The organism is Streptomyces sp. NPDC001100, from assembly GCF_053598575.1.
This window is the reverse complement of record NZ_JBSFKO010000052.1, coordinates 45,850-62,334: the sequence shown is the minus strand read 5'-3', so window position 1 is coordinate 62,334 and position 16,485 is coordinate 45,850. Positions and strand designations below refer to the sequence as shown.

General features: G+C 70.1%; 16 protein-coding genes. 11 read left to right on the top strand and 5 right to left on the bottom strand.

The window, feature by feature from the left end; translation table 11 throughout:
• The first annotated feature begins 143 nt into the window (after nucleotides 1-143).
• From ACWDEW_RS44430 to ACWDEW_RS44420, 3 genes are read left to right on the top strand one after another with little or no spacing between them, the layout of a single operon-like run.
• Complete coding sequence (locus tag ACWDEW_RS44430) at nucleotides 144-1,031, top strand: helix-turn-helix transcriptional regulator (protein ID WP_450521389.1); 888 nt, start codon at nucleotides 144-146, stop codon at nucleotides 1,029-1,031.
• 36 nt (nucleotides 1,032-1,067) lie between these two features.
• Entirely contained in the window at nucleotides 1,068-2,117 is a 1,050-nt protein-coding gene (locus tag ACWDEW_RS44425) for a rod shape-determining protein (protein WP_450521387.1), read from the top strand.
• Between the two features lie 23 nt (nucleotides 2,118-2,140).
• The gene (locus ACWDEW_RS44420; RefSeq protein WP_450521385.1) at nucleotides 2,141-2,761 is read left to right on the top strand and encodes a hypothetical protein; all 621 of its coding nucleotides are present in this window, start codon (nucleotides 2,141-2,143) and stop codon (nucleotides 2,759-2,761) included.
• Nucleotides 2,762-2,868: 107 nt separating this feature from the next.
• Here the strand turns inward: ACWDEW_RS44420 and ACWDEW_RS44415 are convergent, their stop codons facing one another.
• Both ACWDEW_RS44415 and ACWDEW_RS44410 read right to left on the bottom strand, forming a co-directional pair.
• Nucleotides 2,869-3,786 (bottom strand): expansin EXLX1 family cellulose-binding protein, encoded by a 918-nt coding sequence (locus tag ACWDEW_RS44415; RefSeq protein WP_450521383.1) that lies wholly within the window; start codon nucleotides 3,784-3,786, stop codon nucleotides 2,869-2,871.
• Nucleotides 3,787-3,930: 144 nt separating this feature from the next.
• Nucleotides 3,931-4,509 carry a hypothetical protein gene (locus ACWDEW_RS44410; RefSeq protein WP_450521381.1) on the bottom strand — a complete coding sequence of 193 codons (579 nt, stop codon included), beginning with the start codon at nucleotides 4,507-4,509 and terminating at the stop codon, nucleotides 3,931-3,933.
• Between the two features lie 167 nt (nucleotides 4,510-4,676).
• On the opposite strand from ACWDEW_RS44410, the gene ACWDEW_RS44405 reads away from it, so the two are divergent.
• Nucleotides 4,677-5,222, top strand: coding sequence for a hypothetical protein (locus ACWDEW_RS44405; protein ID WP_450521379.1), 546 nt, complete (start codon nucleotides 4,677-4,679; stop codon nucleotides 5,220-5,222).
• Nucleotides 5,223-5,292: 70 nt separating this feature from the next.
• Here the strand turns inward: ACWDEW_RS44405 and ACWDEW_RS44400 are convergent, their stop codons facing one another.
• Entirely contained in the window at nucleotides 5,293-5,928 is a 636-nt protein-coding gene (locus ACWDEW_RS44400; protein ID WP_450521377.1) for a TetR/AcrR family transcriptional regulator, read from the bottom strand.
• Between the two features lie 143 nt (nucleotides 5,929-6,071).
• On the opposite strand from ACWDEW_RS44400, the gene ACWDEW_RS44395 reads away from it, so the two are divergent.
• From ACWDEW_RS44395 to ACWDEW_RS44380, 4 genes are read left to right on the top strand one after another with little or no spacing between them, the layout of a single operon-like run.
• The gene (locus ACWDEW_RS44395; RefSeq protein ID WP_450521375.1) at nucleotides 6,072-7,193 is read left to right on the top strand and encodes a VOC family protein; all 1,122 of its coding nucleotides are present in this window, start codon (nucleotides 6,072-6,074) and stop codon (nucleotides 7,191-7,193) included.
• 27 nt (nucleotides 7,194-7,220) lie between these two features.
• Nucleotides 7,221-8,159 (top strand): fumarylacetoacetate hydrolase family protein, encoded by a 939-nt coding sequence (locus tag ACWDEW_RS44390; RefSeq protein WP_450521373.1) that lies wholly within the window; start codon nucleotides 7,221-7,223, stop codon nucleotides 8,157-8,159.
• 21 nt (nucleotides 8,160-8,180) lie between these two features.
• Nucleotides 8,181-9,785 carry a bifunctional 3-(3-hydroxy-phenyl)propionate/3-hydroxycinnamic acid hydroxylase MhpA gene (mhpA, locus tag ACWDEW_RS44385; protein WP_450521371.1) on the top strand — a complete coding sequence of 535 codons (1,605 nt, stop codon included), beginning with the start codon at nucleotides 8,181-8,183 and terminating at the stop codon, nucleotides 9,783-9,785.
• Nucleotides 9,782-11,764, top strand: a complete 1,983-nt coding sequence (locus ACWDEW_RS44380; RefSeq protein WP_450521369.1) for an acetoacetate--CoA ligase — start codon at nucleotides 9,782-9,784, stop codon at nucleotides 11,762-11,764. Before mhpA ends, ACWDEW_RS44380 begins: the two co-directional genes overlap by 4 nt.
• A gap of 30 nt (nucleotides 11,765-11,794) precedes the next feature.
• On the opposite strand, the gene ACWDEW_RS44375 is transcribed toward ACWDEW_RS44380, so the two are convergent.
• Entirely contained in the window at nucleotides 11,795-12,403 is a 609-nt protein-coding gene (locus tag ACWDEW_RS44375) for a hypothetical protein (protein ID WP_450521367.1), read from the bottom strand.
• 87 nt (nucleotides 12,404-12,490) lie between these two features.
• A complete protein-coding gene (locus ACWDEW_RS44370) occupies nucleotides 12,491-12,616 on the bottom strand; it encodes a hypothetical protein (RefSeq protein ID WP_450521365.1) in 126 nt (41 codons plus the stop codon).
• Between the two features lie 311 nt (nucleotides 12,617-12,927).
• Between ACWDEW_RS44370 and ACWDEW_RS44365 the strand changes: the two genes are divergently transcribed.
• From ACWDEW_RS44365 to ACWDEW_RS44355, 3 genes are all read left to right on the top strand, one after another.
• A complete protein-coding gene (locus ACWDEW_RS44365; protein WP_450521363.1) occupies nucleotides 12,928-13,935 on the top strand; it encodes a LacI family DNA-binding transcriptional regulator in 1,008 nt (335 codons plus the stop codon).
• Between the two features lie 243 nt (nucleotides 13,936-14,178).
• The gene (locus tag ACWDEW_RS44360) at nucleotides 14,179-15,513 is read left to right on the top strand and encodes an ABC transporter substrate-binding protein (RefSeq protein WP_450521361.1); all 1,335 of its coding nucleotides are present in this window, start codon (nucleotides 14,179-14,181) and stop codon (nucleotides 15,511-15,513) included.
• A gap of 7 nt (nucleotides 15,514-15,520) precedes the next feature.
• Entirely contained in the window at nucleotides 15,521-16,468 is a 948-nt protein-coding gene (locus tag ACWDEW_RS44355; RefSeq protein ID WP_400969202.1) for a carbohydrate ABC transporter permease, read from the top strand.
• The last annotated feature ends 17 nt before the right edge of the window (nucleotides 16,469-16,485 follow it).

The following is a 16,485-nucleotide window of genomic DNA, read 5'->3' as shown; positions in this document are numbered from 1 at the left end:
TCGTCCACCGACTTGAGGGCGAGCGCGCCGCCGCCGTGGCGGACGCCGAATCGCCCTGAGGGCGATTCGGCTTTCCCTGCCCTCCTCCGCAGGAGTCCGATTCCTCCCCGGCCTGAAGGCCGGGGCATCCTCGGAGGTTCCAGGTGAACGAGGGCCTCGGGCTGGGTGCGACGATCCGGGCCTGGCGGGAGCGGTTGCCGCCGTCGGCGGTGGGGCTGCCGTCGGGCCGCTCCCGGCGGGCGACCGGCCTGCGCCGCGAGGAACTCGCCGAGCGCGCCGGTGTGTCGGTCGACTATGTCGTGCGCCTGGAGCAGGGGCGGTCCACGGCGCCTTCGGCACAGGTCGTCAACTCGCTCGCGCGTGCACTGCGGTTGAGCGACACCGAGCGCGAACACCTGCACCGCGTGGCAGGGTTGGTCCCGCCGAACCATGCGCCGGTCCCCGACCACCTCCCGCCGGGCGTGCACCGCGTGCTGGACCGGCTGGGCGAGGTCGCGGTCGCCGTGTTCGCCGCCGACTGGCAGCTGATCTGGTGGAACTCCGGCTGGGCCGCGCTGCTCGGCGACCCCTCGGCCAAACCTCCCGCACTCCGCAACTTCGCCCGCGAACGCTTCCCCATCGGATCCGGCGACGACGTGCGCATCGCCTCCTGGCCGGTGCTGGTGCGCGACGGCGACAACTCGGACCTGGCCGTCGTGTCCGACCTGCGCCGCGCCACCGGCCGCTACCCGCACGACGCACGCCTGGCCGAGCTGGTCCGTCAACTCACCGCCGGCAACGCGACGTTCGCCCGGCTGTGGGCGAGCGGCTCGGTGGCCGCACACCGCGAGGACCACAAGACGGTGCGGCATCCCGTGGTCGGCCCCGTGGACGTGGACTGCGACGTCCTGACGGACGGCGACTCGGACCTGAAGATCGTCATCTTGACGGCTGCGTCCGGGAGTTCGGACGCGGCGAAGCTGCGACAGGTCGTCTCCGTACCACTGCCCGACCAAGCAGCCACGACTACCGGTATGTCGCCAATCACCTAAGATCACCGCACAGGACAACGGTGCCGGGGGGGCAGCGTGCTCTGGTGGGCTCTGGAAGAGATACGACTACGGCGGACGGAGCGCGGCGCCCGGTACACGGAGCTGGTGTTGGAGCTGGCCTGGAATCCGGGCCCGGACTCGGACGCGTCGCTCGCGGCGGAACTGCTGGCGGTCGGGGTGCCGAAGGCGTCGCAGTTGTGGGCGCCGATCGGGTCGGTGGTTCTGGTGGCACCCGGGGCCGGTGGGCACCCGGGGGTACAGCCCGCCGTGGACACGGTCCGCGAGCAATGGCCGGGGGCGGAAGTCAGGGTGGTGGACGAGACGGTGGCGGCCCTCACCGGCGCGAACCTGGATCCGGAGCCGACCGCGTGTGTCGTGGCGCACCTCGACGCGGTGCACACATCGGTCGCCCTCGTCGCCGGGCGTGAGGTGATCGCGAGCGGGCTGGCCACCGGTGGCACGCGAGGTCTGGCCGATGCGGTGATCGGGCATGTTCGCGATGAGCACCGGCTCGACCTCGGCCTGGAATTGGCGTGGTCCGCCGTCGTCCACGGCGGCGCGTTCGCACCGTCGCCGACAGTGCCCGGCCCTCTGTCCGTCCACGGATCACCGATCACCGACGACGGCCCCCGGCAGCGTGCCGAAGTCACGTTGTCGCCGACCGAACTGCGTTCCGTCGTATCCCCTGCCTACCAACCCGTGGTCGGCCTCGTGGCGCGGGTGCTGCGTGACGCCCCGCCGGAAACCGCCCGGCAGGCAACCACCGGCGGACTGGTGCTGACCGGCCCGCATCCGCCCGGAGCGGAGGACCACCTGACGGAACTCACCGGGCTGCCCGCGCGCCGCGTCACCGAACCGAGAAACGGGTTCCAACACCCTCAGGTCCTCCGCGACGGGGTGGCCCGTCTGCTGGCCGAGAATCCGCCGACCCCTGCCATAGAGGACCGCGCCGGGCGGTTCCGCCAGGTCATCGCGGACTGGGCCTCCTCGTCGGTCGGGGACCACGACGCCTACACGCCAGAGGAGTTGGCGCTGCTGGAGGCGCTCCACCTGCTGCCGGGTCGTCCGAACGCCGACGACCGGTGAGCGCCACCGGGCGGAGATGGGCCGTGCGGCTGCTGTGGACGGCGCTCGCGGTCCCGGTGAGCGCGGTGCTGACGGGTATGGCCTTCGGCGTCGTCTACGGTGCGTCGCTGACCCCCGTCGGACGGCGGAATCCGATGGTCCTGGGCTTCGGCGCATTGGTGCTGGCCGGTGCTCTGGGCGGGCTGGCGTTCGTCCTGTACGACATTCGGGGCGATACCCGCGGGTGGGTGATCCCGGTACAGGAGACCGCGGTGGCCGCCTGCGTCGCCGCGACGATGCTGGTGTGCTGGCTCGCGCTGAAGGATCAGGCGCTGCACGAGCGTGGCCGGGCCGCCCGGGCGGTCGTGACGGACCTCCGGCCCAGCACCGGCGTGTACGACGCCGGAATCGTGGCCACCGTGGCGGATGCCGCTCACCACCGGCGGCTCGGCGTCATCGGCGCGGGGCACCTCGCTGTCGGCGACCGTCTCACCGTCACGGTCGATCCCCGGGGCAGATACGGCGTCAGTGCCGGCCCGCCGCCCGCCGCTCCCGGATGGACGTGGGGCCTGTCCGCCGTGATCGCCGCGGTTCAGGCCCTGTTCACCGCCTCGCTCGGCTTCGGCGCGGCCAAAGAGCGTGAGCGCTTGGCGCGGCGGACCTGATGATCGGCGGACCCGGTGATCGGCAGATCCAGTGATCGGCGGGCCCTGTGATCGGCAGATCCAGTGATCGGCGGGCCCTGTGATCGGCAGACCCGTCCGGCGCGAATTCAGTGCCTGGCGAACTGGAGGCGCGTGGACTGTACGACGTCGGGGCGCACCGCGAGCGCGGGCAGGGTGAGTCGCTCGCCGTAGATGTCGGTGAGTCTGATCGCGCCGCCGCAGCCGCTGCCGCTCTCGGAGAGGAAGTAGTTGTAACTGGCGCGCGGCAGTTGACGCCAGCTGCCGCCCGCGAGGACCTCCAGGCGGGCCAGCGGATTGCGGTGGCCGATCGCCTGGATACCGCACCAGTAGCGGCTGGACCCGGTCTTGTAGCGGATCGAGATCGTGTCGGAGGTGCTGGGGCTCACCAGGTTCCAGGTGATCGGGATCCGGCCGGCCGAGGGGCTGGCGAGTTTGGCGAAGGCCTGCGCGCTGAGGTCGATCTGTCCGGGCGCGCAGTCCCCCGGGCACTCGTTGGTGATCCGGACGGTGACAGTGGCGCCACTGGCCGCGCGAACGAGCACAAACGCCCCGCAGGCCTTGGACGACTCGTAGTCGGCGGTGTTCATCGCGCCGGTCAGGACGTCGCCACTCGGGTCGTAGAGACAGGCGCCGCCGCCGTCCGCGTCGTAGAAGGTGGCGACTCCTCGATAGGTGACGCCGGGCCGGATGCGTCCCGCCAACGAGGCGGTGCCGGTGGCCTGTTGGCGTGCCTTCGTGGCCGACGGGGTGGCCGAGCTGGCGGACGGATGGGCGGACGGTGTCGCCGAGGGTTTCTTGGACGCGCCGGTCGCGTGCGCGGACGGAGCGGCGGAGGCGGTCGAAGTGCCGGTCGCGGACGGGGAGTTCGTCGCGGGTGCGGTGGCGGCGTGTCCCGCCTCGGTCTTCACGTCCTCGGCGTTCTTGTCACCGGGCAGCAGCACCAGGGCGAGCGACACGACGATCAGCACCGCGGCCGCCGACAGAAACAGCCACCGCTTGGACACCGGACCTCCTCGACGGCCACCCTCCGTTTGCCTGGAGTGATGGAGGAGGCGATCGTGCCAGCCTCGGGGGACGGCGGCAAGCCCTTTCCGTACATGGGCAGTTTGGAGCGGGTGTCGGACGGGGTGCGTACGAGAACCGGTCGCTCAGGGCTCGGGAGTCCATTCCGCGGGAGGGGGTGTGCGGCTGTAGTGGGGTCCCCTGGGGCCGTAGTGGGCGAGGTGGAGGATCTCGCCGCCGATCGCCAGCTCTGCCGGTGGCGGGTTGGGGACGGTGATCCGCGGATGGGAGCGACCGTCGATACGGATGCTCTCCCAGGGGCGGTTGCAACTGTCCGCCCAGTGCTGGGCCCGCTCGCGGGTCCACGGGTCCTGCAGGATCCGCGGGGCGGCCGGGTCGTGCCGGTAGCCGTTGAGGCCCCGGACGAGGCTCTCGCTGTAGACACCCTTGACGCGGAAGTTCTCCAAGTCCTGCAGTCGTACGACCATGTTGACGTATCTGCGGCCGTTCCCGCGGTGGCGGCCCACGGCGGGGCAGCGGCCGTGGCCCGGGTCCCAGCGGACGGGCGGGATCCACAGCAGCGCCCCTACGGGGAAGTGCCGGGTGCCGCGTTGGATCTCCAGGCCGCTCTCGCCGTGCGCGGTCTCGCGCGCGACATTGGCCACCAGACACCAGCCCAACAGGCCGTCCGGTGTCGCGTCGTCGATGGGTTCTCTTTCTGCCACGCCTGGAATTCTTGGGCACAGGACGGGCGCGGGCCAACTGATATCGGGGCGCGGGCCAACTGTTGTCGGCTGAGCCGGTCCGAGGGAGCTCCCTGCGGATCGCCGGTCACGAGAAGGAACGGCCCCATGTGAACGCGCGGGCGGGGAAGGTGGGCTTGCATATGGCCGTGGACTCCCCGATATGGGCCACGCTGTCGGGCGCCGAGCGTTCCGCCGTGGACGCTCTGATCCAGCGGGACCACCGGCTCGCGGCGGTTGCCCGTCTGCGTGAGGCGTTCCGCGCCGAAGTCAGGCCGGGGCTGTACGAAGCGCTGGACGTGGTGGCGGAGCGCCACCGGGAGTTGGGCCAACGGTTCGAGCGCCGTCCGACCCCGCCCCTGGACCTGACGACGCTCACGGAGCAGGTCGTGGCGTTGCCCGGCCGGACGGTGGCCGTCGAGGCACTGTGGGACGGCGACACTGATGGCGACACGGATGGCTGGTGCGTGGACCTGATGGCGCTCGCGGACACACCGGTCGCCGAGTACCGGCTCGCCACCGTCCGGCACGGCGGCGATCTGCGACTGTTCAACGGAACGGTCCCGCCGTGGCCGGAAGCGCGGGAAGCGGAGACGGTCGGCCGTGCCCTGCCCGAGCGGTTCGGCGTGCCGTTCCATTTCGCCGGCCCCGAGCGGCCCGACGACGAAGCGCCCCGTTGGAGGGCCGCTGTGTGAGCGGCTCTGCCGCGCAGCTGGACACCGTCGGCTAGTTCGAAGGTCCTCTCCTCCAGGGTCGTTCGGGGTTTCAGTCGAGATCGGGCAACGGGCGCCGGGCGACGACGCGGGCGTCCTCCGGGGGCACACCCAGCATGCACAGCAGCATCTCGGCCAACTGGGAGGCCGCCTCGTCCCCGTCGAGATCGGGGCGGGCGAATCGCAGCTCCACCAGGGCCAGCAGGGAGCCGCCCAGCGCGGTCAGGGCGACGGTCGGGTCGGTGATGGTGAACCGGCCCGAGCCGATGCCGGCCTCCAGGTCACGCACGGCACGCGGCGCGAGGCCCGAGTCGGAGTGGATGTGCCCGAGGCCGCGATGGCGCAGGACCTGCATCAGTTCCGGGCGGAGGTCGGCCAGGCGCGCGCTGAGGCGGAAGCCGGCGGCCACGAGTTCCGCGGGGTCGTCGATGTCCTGGAGGTGTTCGTCGAAGGTCTGGCCGAGCTCGTCGAGGGCGTCGACCACGGCCGCGTCGAACAGTTCCATCTTCGACTCGAAGTGGTTGTAGAAGGAGCCGAAGCCGACGTCCGCGCGTTCCGCGATGGTCTGGATGCTCGCGCTGGTGTCCCCGGTCTCGGCGAGGATCTGCCGGGCCGCCCTGACAAGGGCCTGGCGGGTCTCGGCGCGACGGCGTTCGAAGCGGTTGCGGGGCGGGGCTGACGTCGGCATACGCGCGAGCTTAGCAACGAGGCCCCGCATCCCACAGTTCTGATGAATACATCAATTTACTAGCTCGAAACTATTGACGACCGAACACTCAAAGCTGATGATTCCATCAATCAGTGATGCGGTTCGGAGGCCCGGAGGAGAACATGGACGTCAGGACGGCCCACCAGGACCTCCACAGCGAACAGGGCGCCCTGCGCGGCGAGCACCCCGGGCGCTCCCGGAACCCCGTGATCAAAGTGGCGGACCTGGCCTGGCTGGAGTTCGAGAAGCCCGACCTGGACCGCGCCGAGGTCTTCGCCCGCGACTTCGGCTTCGGCATCGCTGCCCGCACCGAGGACGAGCTGTGGCTGCGCGGCACCTTCGCGGGCTCCCCCTGCATGGTGATCCGGCGCGGCCGTACGTCCCGTTTCATCGGCCCGGCGTTCCGCGCCGCAGAGCGCGCCGACCTGGACCGGCTGGCCCGGGCGACGGGGACGGACGTGCGCGACGCCGATGTCCCCGGTGGCGGCGGTTCCGTGAGCCTTCTCGACCCCTCGGGCTTCCCCGTGCGGGTCGTGCACTGCGCCGAACCGCTGTCCGCGCTCCCCGAACAGCCGCCGCTGCTCCTCAACTTCGGCACGGAGCACCGCCGTACGAACAGCACGCAGCGGCCGCCCCGGGAGCCGTCCCGCATCCAGCGCCTGGGTCATGTGGTGCTGGAGACAAGGGTGTTCGGCCGCGCGCTGGACTGGTACCTGGACACACTCGGCATGATCGTGTCCGACTTCCTGTTCCTGGACGGGCAGCGCGACCGCGGCCCCACCATGGCGTTCATCCGCTGCGACCTGGGAAGCGTGCCCACCGACCACCACACCCTCGCCATGCACCTCGGCCCGGGCAACGGCTATGTCCACTCCGCCTACCAGGTCACCGACCTGGACTCCCTCGCGACCGGCGGCGAGTACCTCAACGAGCGCGGCTACAAACGCAGTTGGGGTATCGGACGGCACATCCAGGGCAGCCAGCTCTTCGACTACTGGCGCGACCCCGACCACTTCATGCTGGAGCACTTCGCCGACGGCGACCTCTTCTCCCGCGACCTGGAACCCGGCTGGGCACCCATGTCCACCAGCGGCCTCGCCCAGTGGGGACCGCCGGCCACCCGCGACTTCCTCGGCGCAAGCCCTTCCCCGCAGCGGATCCGCGATGTGATCCAAGCCCTGCGCGGTGACAACGAGATGGACCCGGCACGCCTGCTGGGCCTGCTCAAGGCCGCCAACTCCTGACCCCAACCCCCTGACAGAGGCACCGACATGAGCACCAACGTCCTGCGAACCGCCGACGGCTGGTGGGTGGTGCGCGACTCGCGCGCCGTCCGCATCGACACCAAGGCCGTCACCACCGCCGACCTGCTGGCCGACCGCGACGCCGTACGAGAGACCGCAGCGAGCGGTGCGACGGGCACCCCGGTGGCCGACCTCGTGGCCCTCTCCCCCGTCACCACGCCCTGCCGGGTCGTCGCCCAGATGGTCAACTACCGCAGCCACGCCCGCGATTCGGGCTTCACCAGCGACATCCCGGCCACCTTCTTCCGCAAGGCGTCCGGCTCGGTCAGCGGCCCCGACGACGCCATCGTCCGCCCCTCCCACGTGAACTTCCTCGACTACGAGGTCGAACTCGGCCTCGTCATGGGGGCGTCGCTGCCGATCGGGACCGTGGTGGAGGAGCGGGACCTGCCGTCGTACGTCGCCGGACTCGTCGTCACCAACGACGTCAGCGCGCGGGACGTACAGCTGACCAAGACGCAGTTCTACGAGAGCAAGTCGTACCCCACGTTCACACCGACCGGGCCCTACCTCAGCCTGCTGGAGCCGGCGGACTTCGCCCATCTCCTGGACCTGCGGCTGCGGTTGAGCGTCAACGGGGAGCTGCGGCAGGACCGCACCCTCGCCGACATGATCGTGCGTCCGGCACGGGCGCTCACGCTGCTGGCGCGGTTCCAGACACTGGAGCCGGGCGACCTGCTGCTGACCGGCACTCCGGGAGGCACCGCGCTGAAGGCCCCGCCGAAGGCCGTGGAGAAGCTCGGCGCGCTGTTGCCGCCCGCCGTGAAGTGGAAGGCGTTCTTCAAGAGCCAAGCGAAGAACCCGCACTACCTGCGGCAGGGCGACCGGATCACCGCCACCATCGCCACCCCGGACGGACGTATCGACCTGGGCGAGCAGCACACTCCCGTGACCGACGCGACCTGAAACCCTTGAAGTGAGCCGCACATGAGCGTCGAGACCAACTCGGCGGAGATACCCGTGGTGATCGTCGGAGCCGGGCCCGTGGGCGTGACCGCCGCCCTCCTGCTCGCCCGGCACGGCGTCCGGAGTGTCGTCCTCGAACGCCACCACGACGTCTATCCCCTGCCGCGCGCCGTCGCCACGGACGACGAGGTACGCCGGATCCTCCAAGCCGCGGGCGTGGCCGAGGAGTTCGACACCATCGCCCGGCCCGCGCGCGGGCTGCGGCTGCTGGACGCCCGGCACCGGCTGATGGCCGAGTTCCCCCGCGTCGCACAGGGCGCGCACGGCTTCCCGCAGACCAGCATGTTCGACCAGCCCGCGCTGGAACGCGTGTTGCGCGCCGCGCTGGCACGCACCCCGGAATGCGAGCTGCGGAACGGGGTGGAAGTCACCGGCGTCGAGCAGGACGGCACCGGACCGGTCCAAGTGACGTACCGCGATGCCGAGGGCGACCACGTGCTGCTCGCGGACGCCCTACTCGGCTGCGACGGGGCGGGCAGCGTCACCCGCACCGCCATCGGCTCGCGATGGGAGGACCTGCGCTTCGAGGAACGCTGGACGGTCATCGACGTGCGCACCAGTCTCCCGGTCCGCTGCTGGGAGGGCGTGGACCAGGTCTGCGACCCGGCGCGGCCGGCCACCTTCATGCGGATCGGCGAGGACCGCTACCGCTGGGAATTCCGGCTGCCGGACGATACCCAACTGGATCACGAACGGCTGCGGGAACTGGTCGCGCCCTGGATGGACATCTCCGCCGGCGCCGACTTCGAAGTGGTGCGGCAGGCGCAGTACACCTTCCGGGCCCGCACGGCCGATCGCTGGCGCAGTGGCCGCGTCTTCCTCCTCGGCGACGCCGCCCACCTCACCCCGCCGTTCATCGGACAGGGACTGTGCGCCGGCCTGCGCGACGCCCGCAACCTGAGCTGGAAACTGGCTCGGGTCCTCCAACAGGGCGCCGAGGAAGGGCTGTTGGAGACCTACGAGAGCGAACGCAAGCCCCACGCCCGACACATGATCCGGCTCGCTGTCGCGATGGGCTGGGCCATGACCGGTGGCCAGGACGGCGCCGCCGCCCTCCGCCGCGGCGCGTTGAGCGCGGCCGTCCGCGTACCCGGGCTCAGCACGGCGGCGGCACGCGACCTCACCCCGCCCCTCGCCGCGGGCCCGCTCGTACGACGCCCGCCACGCCTCGGCCGACGCGGTCCGGTCGGCGGCTTCTGCCCACAGCCCTGGGTGAACGTCGATGGCCGGCCGACTCGCCTCGACGAACTGCTCGGCCACTCCTTCGCCGTACTGGCCCTTGCACCTCCGCCGCCCACGGTGACAGCTGTCGCCGACGGACTCGGCGCCCGCATCCTGTCCGTGACCGACCTCGACGACGACGGACACCTCGCGACGTGGCTGCGCGAGGGACGGGCGGACGCCGTGCTGCTGCGCCCGGACCGCGTCGTGATGGACATCGTCCCGACCGGCGGCCACGACTTCACAGGCACGGCCGACTGGGCATCCCTGTTGTACACATCCCGAAGGCCGCTCCCCGCCCAACGGGCCACCCGCAGACACCTGTTGAGGAGCACGACGCGATGAACACGCCAGACCCGGCCCCCTTCTTCACCCCTGAGCCGGAAGCCGCGGCGGCCAGTCGGATCGTCGACTTCGCCCGTCACGTCGGTAAGGAGGGCTCGGACTACACCGCGCTGCACCACTGGTCGGTCACCGATCTGGCCGGCTTCTGGGGCGCCGTGTGGGAGTACTTCGGCGTCGACGCGGACACCCCGTACGAGGAGGTGCTGGCCGAGGAGACCATGCCGGGCGCCCGCTGGTTCACCGGCGCCACCCTCAACTACGCCCACCACGCCCTGCGCAACCTCGCGGACGCCGACGTGGCGATCATCGCCCTCGACGAGACCGGCTCCGGCTACCAGGTCACCGGGAAGCGGCTGCGCGATCAGGTCGCCTCGGTGGCCGCGACCCTGCGCGACCTGGGCGTCGGCACGGGTGACCGCGTCGTCGGCTACCTCCCCAACACCCCGCACGCGATAATCGCGTTCCTCGCCAGCGCGAGCCTCGGTGCCGTGTGGTCGGTGTGCGGGCAGGACTACGCGCCGACGGCCGCCGCCAACCGCTTCGCGCAGCTCGAACCCACCGTCCTGATCGTCGCCGACGGCTACCTTTTCAACGGCACCACGCACGACCGCCGCGACGCCGCCCTCGAACTCGCCCGCGAGCTACCGACGTTGAAGGCCACTCTGCTCGTCGACCACGTGGGTCTGCCGTGGCCCGCGCGGAACTACCCGTCGCTGGCTATCTCTTGGGAGGACGCCTCCACCCGCTCCGAACAACTCACCTGCACGGCCGTGCCGTTCGACCACCCGCTGTGGATCGTCTTCTCCTCCGGCACCACCGGCCTCCCCAAGGGCATCGTCCACGGGCACGGCGGTGTCCTGCTGGAACACCTCAAGACCCTGGGCCTGCACTCCGACCTCGGCCCCGGCGACCGGCTGCTCTGGTACACCACCACCCACTGGATGATGTGGAACCTCGTCGCCTCCACCCTCCTCACCGGCGCGACCACCTGCACCTACGACGGCAGCCCGGCACCGCTCGCCCGCCCGGATGTCCTGTGGGAGCTCGCCGCCGAGCACCATGTCACCGTCTTCGGCACCAGCCCCCAATTCCTCCTGGGCATGGCCAAGTTCGGCATCGACCCCGCCGCCGCGCACGACCTCTCCTCGATCCGCGTCGTCGGCTGCACCGGCTCCGCCCTGCCCGCCTCCGCCTACCCGTGGGTCCGCGACCATGTCGCCGGGCACGCGATGCTCGCCTCCATCAGCGGCGGCACCGACATCGTCTCCGGGTTCGCCGGCAGCGCGCCCAACACCCCGGTCTGGGCGGGTGAGTTGTCCGCGCCCCACCTGGGTGTGGCGCTCGCCGCCCACGACGGCGAGGGTTTCCCGGTGCGGGACGAGGTCGGCGAACTCGTCGTCACCCGGCCCATGCCGTCGATGCCGCTGTACTTCTGGAACGACCCCGACGGCACCCGCTACCGCGAGGCCTACTTCTCCGCCTACCCCGGCGTCTGGCGCCACGGCGACTGGATCACCCTCACCTCCCACGGCTCGGTCATCGTCCACGGCCGCTCCGACTCCACCCTCAACCGCCACGGGGTACGGCTGGGCAGTGCCGACATCCACGACGTCGTCGAGCAACTCCCCGAGATCGCCGAGGCGTTGGTCATCGGGGCGGAGGAACCCGACGGCGGCTACTGGATGCCGCTGTTCGTCGTCCTCGCGGCCGGCGCCGAACTGGACGACGCCCTCCGCGACCGCATCCGCGCGGCGATCCGCACCGGTGCCTCGCCCCGCCATGTCCCCGACGAGATCCTCGAAGTCCCGGCGATCCCGCACACCCGTACCGGCAAGAAGCTCGAAGTCCCCGTCAAACGACTGCTCCAGGGCCACGCCATGAAGCAGGTCGTCAATCCCGACGCTGTCGATACCCCTGCGCTGCTCGACTACTTCGTCCGGCTGGGCGCGGAGCGCCGCAGCCGAAGGAATCCGGCATGAGAACAGCACCGATCACTACTAAGCTGGAGCTCACCGACCCCCGAACCCCTCGGCCCGGCTCCAGTTGAGCGTGGTGTTCCTCCCGAAGACCACCCGTTGTCCGTCCTCGGAGACCGTGGACCGTTCCCAGCCGTCGAAGTTCCTCGTGACGTCGACGCTCCAGTCGGTCAGGTCGCCGACACCGACGGCCGCGAGGGACTCGGTCGGTGGCTCGCCGTCGTAGCAGTAGGGGCCGAAGTCCGCGATGGCCGCGACGGTTCCGTTGTTGGTGCGCAGGTGGATGCCCTGACAGGCGTCGGTCGTGGTGCGGTAGATGACCTTTGGCACGGTCCAAGCCTTCGCCCGGGGGCTGTAGTGCTGCTCGACGAGCCCCTTGCCCCGGCGGTAGTGCAGGGCCACGCGGCGGCCGTCACCGAGTTTCACCACGGCGTCGTACGGGCTTGGACTGTCGCCGCTCCAAGGCAGGTCGCTCTTCTCCAACTCGGAGGCGTAGACCGTGGATTCCAGCGAGGCTGGGGCACTCCCAGAAGGCTCCTTCACCGGCGCCGAGGTCTGCTGCGCGCACGCCACCGCCAGAGTCAGCGTCACGAGCACGCCGAGCATCCCGCTGATCGGCGCCCTATTGGCGGGCTTGTGCATACGTGCCTCCCGTCGCTCCGCCGCAGCATAAGGGCGACCTGCAACGGACCTCCGCCACTGGCCTGACAGCAGCGGAGGTCCGCCGGTTCAAGGAGTGGTCGGCGATCCGGTCCAGATGCGGCGTTCCGCGCTCAGCGGGTCGTCCAGCGCGTGCGGGGTGGTGTCCCACGTCATCGTGGTGCGGCGCTTGTCGGTGTAGCTCCGCGACCACACGACGACGGGCCCTCCCCCGCCCCCATCGCCAAGGCCGCGAAGCACCCCGACACCCACGCCGGGCACCTCCCACCGGTACCCGTCGCTTCGCCCAGCCGCGACGCCCCCACCAGCGTTCCAACCGTCCCCGCACGCCCGGTCACCGTGACGTCTCCATAGCGGCACCGCCATACAGCTGTAAGGCCATCTCCACTACCCGCCCCCCTCCCGACACCTCCAACCGTCGCCCGTCGCTTCGTCCGGCCGCCCCGGTACGGGCATACTCGGGCCTTGCGCGCGCACCGGCGTTCGCGAGAAGCGGGAGGTGGGCGATGGTGTTGCCATCCACAGCGGGGGCCGAACCCCGGAAAATCACGATCAATGACGTCGCCAAGTCGGCCGGGGTGTCCCGGCAGACCGTGTCACGGGCGCTCAACGACAAGGGCGAGATCGACGTCGACACCAAGCAGCGGGTGCTGGACGCCGCTCGCGCGCTCGGGTACCGCCCGAGCCGGTTCGCCCGCGGTCTGGTCCGCCAGGACACGATGACGATCGGGCTGGTCATCCCCGACCTGCTCAACCCGTTCTTCACCGAGGTCGCCGCCGCCGCGCTGGAGGCGGCCCGGTCCCGTGGCTGGCAGGTCGTCGTGTACGACACCGGGGACCGGGCGGAGGAGGAACTCGGCACGCTCCAGGTGATCAGCTCCCAAGTGGACGCGGTCATCGGCTACTTCAGCTGTCCCGAGAGCGAGTTGGAGAAGTTCACGCGGGGCATGCCGGTGGTGCTGATCGGCCGGGAGCAGCCGACGCGGTTCAGCGCGATCACGATCGACGGCTCGGAGGGGGTGCACGCCGCGGTCGCGCACCTGGTCGTGCGGGGACACACCCGGATCGGCATGCTCGACCACCACACCCGCGCCGAACCGAGCATCCGGCACGAGTGGTTCACCACGGCCGCGAGGGCGCACGGGATCGACCCGGGTCTGGTGGTCGGCGCGGACCAGACCGCCGACGGCGGCGGGGCGGCGCTCAGGGCGATGCTCCACGCCCATCCCGACGTCACCGCGGTCTTCACGTTCAACGACATCATCGCGCTCGGCGCCCTGCGCGAAGCCCGCCGCCTCGGCAGAAACGTCCCGCACGAGCTGGCGGTCATCGGCTTCGACGGTCTGCAGCTCGGCGCGCTGGTCGAGCCCCCGCTCACCAGCGTCGCCCTCGACACGCGCGGGCTCGGCGCCCTCGCCATCGAACAGATCGCGCGACTGCTGTCGGGCACGGAGGCGCTGGCCGCCGACGAGCTGGTCGTACGGGGCGAACTGCGGCTGAGTGGCTCCGCCTGAGCCGCCCGGGTCCGCGTCCGGTCCGAATGTCTTGACACCCCTGGCGCCGGAGCGCAAACTTCCGAACATTCGCAACACACTTGAACAGGTCACTCCACAAGCAGTCCCGTGAGCGCTCACGGGAGCGCTCACGGAGACTGCAGACCGCCATAAACGGTGTAGCCACTCCAGCAGGCATCCCGCCCGAGGGATCAGCATCGAGCCGCCTAGCACCGCCGCTAGTCGTTGTCTGGAACGGAAACTATGAGCAGCAAAGTCACTCGCTTCCGCCTCGCCGTCGTCGCCGTGGCCGCCAGTGTCGCCGTACTCGCCGGATGCTCGTCATCCTCGCCGTCGGCCAAGACATCCGCGACCTCCTGCGCCCCTGCGAAGGGCAAGGTGACCCTCCAGTACTGGAACACTGTTCCGGGCATGGACAAGGTCGTCGCCCTGTGGAACAAGAAGAACCCGAACATCCAGGTCGAGACGAAGAACATCTCCAACGACCAGTACGGCATCCTCAGCAACGCCCTCAAGGCGGGCAAGGCCCCCGACCTCTCCCAGGTCGGCTACGACGAACTCCCCAACCTCCGCACGCAGAGCGCCTTCGTGGACGCGTCGGCCTGCTCGGCGGCCACGGCGGCCAAGTCGAAGTTCGTGCCGTGGACCTGGTCACAGGCCAGTTTCGGCAACACCGGCGTGTTCGCCATGCCGCAGGACACCGGTCCGATGGCGCTCTACGTCCGCAGCGACATCTTCAAGAAGTACGACATCGCGATCCCGACGACCTGGGACGAGTACGCGGCCGCCGCGGCGAAGCTGCACAAGGCGGACCCGAAGCTCGACATCACGTTCTTCGACCCGAACAACGCCGAGTGGTTCAACGGGCTCCTCTGGCAGAACAACGCCCAGATGTACAGCTACTCCGCCAACAAGTGGCAGGTCACGGTCGCCTCCGACCAGAGCAAGCAGGTCGCCGACTACTGGCAGAAGCTGATCGCCGGCAAGCTCGTGCGCACCGACCTCGCCAACGGTTCGACGCAGATGTACGCGGCGTACCAGAAGGACCAGATCGCCAGCTACGTCGGCGCCGCCTGGGGCTACAGCATGTTCCGCGACAACCTCCCCAAGCAGGCCGGCAAGTGGACGATCGTCCCGATGCCGACGTGGGGTTCCAACGGTGCCTCCGGTGACTGGGGCGGCTCGACCGTCGCGTTCATGAAGGGCAGCAAGCACCTCTACGAGTCGGTCGAGTTCAACACCTGGCTCAACACCGACCCGGAGGCCCTCGCGCTGGAGAACCAGCTCGGCGGCCTGTACCCGGCGGCCAACGCCGGGCTTCAACTCCCCGCGCTGTCCAAGGGGGTTCCGTACTACAACAACGAGAAGATCTTCGACGTCTTCGCCGCCTCCTCCAAGAAGATCAATACCAGTTTCGCCTGGGGCCCGACCCAGAAGACGGTGAACCTGGCGCTGCAGGACGCGATGGCCAAGGCGGCGGCCGGGAGCGGCACACTCTCCGACGCCCTCTCGGCCGCGCAGGCATCCGCACTCAAGTCGATGAAGGATCAGGCGATCCCGGCAGCGGCGGGCAAGTGACCGCACGATGACCGACATCGCGACCCGCGCGACGCGTCGGGTGGCGTCACCCGGGGTCCGTCGCCGTCTCAACGGCGGCGGCCCCCGGGCGGGCACCATCTTCGCGTTCGTGATCCCCTTCTTCCTCCCGTTCGTGCTCTTCTACCTGGTGCCGGTCGGCTACGCGCTCTGGCAGAGCGTCCGGGTCGTGCGCCGCACCGGCGGGCAGTACGGCACCTCGTACACGACGTTCGGGGGTTTCGAGCAGTACACGAAGGTCTTCCAGAACGACGAGTTCTGGTCCAGCGTCGGCCGCATCGGACTCTTCGGCATCGTGCAGGTGCCGGTGATGCTGTTCGTCGCCCTGGTGATCGCCCTGCTGCTCGACACTCCCCTGCTGCGCCTCAAGTCGGTGTTCCGCATCACCGCGTTCATGCCGTACGCGGTACCCGGCGTGATCGCCGCGATCATGTGGTCGTACCTCTACTCGCCCCAACTGAGCCCCGTCGTCGACCTGTTGAACGGCATCGGGCTCCATCCCGACTTCCTCGGGCCGGGCGCGGTGCTGTGGTCGGCGGCGAACATCTCGACGTGGCTGTGGACCGGCTACAACATGCTGATCATGTTCTCGGCCCTGCAGTCGATCCCGCAGGAGCTGTACGAGGCCGCCAAGCTGGACGGTGCGAGCAACTGGACGATCGCCTGGCAGATCAAGGTCCCGATCATCGCCCCGTCGATCATCCTCACTACGGTGTTCTCGATCATCGGCACGCTCCAGCTCTACGCCGAGCCGGCCGTGCTGCGGCAGATCTCCTCGAACATCTCCAGCACGTTCACGCCGAACATGCTGGCGTACGCGGTGGCCTCCGGGAACAACTACCAGCAGGCCGCGGCCATTTCGGTGGTCATCGCCGTCATCACCTTCGTCCTGAGCTTCGGGTTCATGCGACTGACCTCGAAGAGGGCCGGCCTGTGAGCAAGCAAACCGTGAAC

Coding starts and splice junctions, on each gene's coding strand:
- ACWDEW_RS44355 (WP_400969202.1), top strand. CDS start 15,521: ATGACCGACATCGCGACCCGCGCGACGCGTCGGGTGGCGTCACCCGGG.
- ACWDEW_RS44395 (WP_450521375.1), top strand. CDS start 6,072: ATGGACGTCAGGACGGCCCACCAGGACCTCCACAGCGAACAGGGCGCC.
- ACWDEW_RS44400 (WP_450521377.1), bottom strand. CDS start 5,928: ATGCCGACGTCAGCCCCGCCCCGCAACCGCTTCGAACGCCGTCGCGCC.
- ACWDEW_RS44360 (WP_450521361.1), top strand. CDS start 14,179: ATGAGCAGCAAAGTCACTCGCTTCCGCCTCGCCGTCGTCGCCGTGGCC.
- ACWDEW_RS44380 (WP_450521369.1), top strand. CDS start 9,782: ATGAACACGCCAGACCCGGCCCCCTTCTTCACCCCTGAGCCGGAAGCC.
- ACWDEW_RS44390 (WP_450521373.1), top strand. CDS start 7,221: ATGAGCACCAACGTCCTGCGAACCGCCGACGGCTGGTGGGTGGTGCGC.
- ACWDEW_RS44365 (WP_450521363.1), top strand. CDS start 12,928: ATGGTGTTGCCATCCACAGCGGGGGCCGAACCCCGGAAAATCACGATC.
- mhpA (WP_450521371.1), top strand. CDS start 8,181: ATGAGCGTCGAGACCAACTCGGCGGAGATACCCGTGGTGATCGTCGGA.
- ACWDEW_RS44375 (WP_450521367.1), bottom strand. CDS start 12,403: ATGCACAAGCCCGCCAATAGGGCGCCGATCAGCGGGATGCTCGGCGTG.